1 protein-coding gene is annotated in these 1637 nt (G+C 52.4%); it reads right to left on the bottom strand.

Going from position 1 to position 1637, the window contains the following annotated elements; translation table 11 throughout:
• Window positions 1-26 precede the first annotated feature (26 nt).
• Complete coding sequence (locus tag ACQ4WP_RS29225) at window positions 27-941, bottom strand: replication initiation factor domain-containing protein (RefSeq protein ID WP_436491417.1); 915 nt, start codon at window positions 939-941, stop codon at window positions 27-29.
• Window positions 942-1637 lie beyond the last annotated feature (696 nt).

The following is a 1637-nucleotide window of genomic DNA, read 5'->3' on the forward strand; positions in this document are numbered from 1 at the left end:
TACGATTACAGTTGTTGCCTCCTTTATCATAAATGATCCACCATCAGCACGCCATCCTCGACAAGATTAGTGTTGTGCTGACTCCCAACGATTTTCTCCCAGACCGCTCCAATATCGCCCCCGTGGGCCATCAAAGCAGTGAACAAAGTGTTCCCGTATTGCTGACGAATTATCTCAAGCATCGAGGCAAGTGAACGCTGCGGACTCTTCTCACGCGACATTTTCAAAACCTGCGGCTCAACAGCGACAACGGTTTGTAAATATGGATACGCACCTGCAAAATATTGATCACGATTTTCAATAAGATCATCCGGCAAAGGCTGCTCCTTGGCCTTCAATTCCAGTTCCAAACGATACCAATCGGCAATAGGTATGCCATCCCAATGCGAGACATCAAGCTTCGAATATTTACGAGCTTGCTCGTAGCCTTTTTCATAGGCCCGCATAAACTTAGGCTGATCGCGCTTGCCGACATAAACGGTACGACCTTCATACGGATCAGCTGGCACGATTTGACTCATTGACGGCGGCTTACCGCAAGTAGTGAACATTCCGGCGCCATGAGCAGCAACAACAGTATCGTGAGTCACCTCGCGCTTGTATGTGTCCAGGGCAATATCAACCCGTTTATATTGAAAATCACGAAGCTGGGACAAGTCATCCTCACAGCGGTTCCAGTCGTCTACCCACTGGCAACCCGTGCCCGTTAACTCCAACCACACCCAGCCGCGCATAGCGTCACCACCAAAAGACATAGTCCCGACAGACATATCAGCCAAAAATAGGCCATCAGACCTATCAAAACCCTGTTTGCCGCGTTTTTTCGGGATAGCCTTCAGAGAACCACCAAGAGAACCAAAAGCGCCTCTGAGGGCCTCTACACAGTCCACAGGGTCGGCTTGCGTACGGCAACCGAGCCAATCAATGACCGTAAGAGTCATGTAGGAGTCCCTTTGCGAGCACGCTTTGACCGAGATTTAGGAGGGAGGGAGGGGACTAACACCCCCGTATTACTAGCCGGGGGAGGTCCGGGCAGCGCGCCGGCCGCCCGGCGCTGCGCACCGAGCACCCGGCGCGAGGCCCGGACCTCTGATTCCACATCATCGACAGTAAGAGCCATCCCAGCAACCATAGCGCGTAACTCCTTGATAACACGCATAGGCTCCCTTTTTGCCTCTTCCATGCGCAATGTGAGCATCTCAGCGGCCTCCATCGTGTCGGCCAACCAATCGCCCATACAACGCGAAGTAGAAAGGTTTCCCGCCTCCGCCATACGCTTAAACACGTCATGAGCCTCCGGCGACAGTGAAATAGTAGTGCGGATTCGTTCGGTCATGGCAGGGGGGGGGTAAGTAGTGATTCGATGTGAACCAGTGTGAATCACTTTTTGCGGTATGTCAACAAAAAGCGGTTTTGCATGGCGCGATCACGGGCAACTAGGCCAAAACGAAAAGGGCCGCACTCAGGCGACCCAGCAAAGCAAAATCAGTTGTTTAGCATGGGCCTTGCAGCCCATACCCCGCCACTATTTAACAGCGATGATGCCCTTCAAGCCTGAACGCTTAGAAGGAGTTTCGCCATCGAGAATATCAATAACGTGATCCAACGCTTCCTGTTTGAGGGCCAGCGTCAAACTC

It is taken from the genome of Janthinobacterium lyxosi (genome assembly GCF_051380665.1).
Lineage (GTDB): Bacteria > Pseudomonadota > Gammaproteobacteria > Burkholderiales > Burkholderiaceae_D > Janthinobacterium.

Bases quoted from the DNA above. Each gene is read 5' to 3' on its own strand.
- ACQ4WP_RS29225 (WP_436491417.1), bottom strand. From the start codon at position 941: ATGACTCTTACGGTCATTGATTGGCTCGGTTGCCGTACGCAAGCCGAC.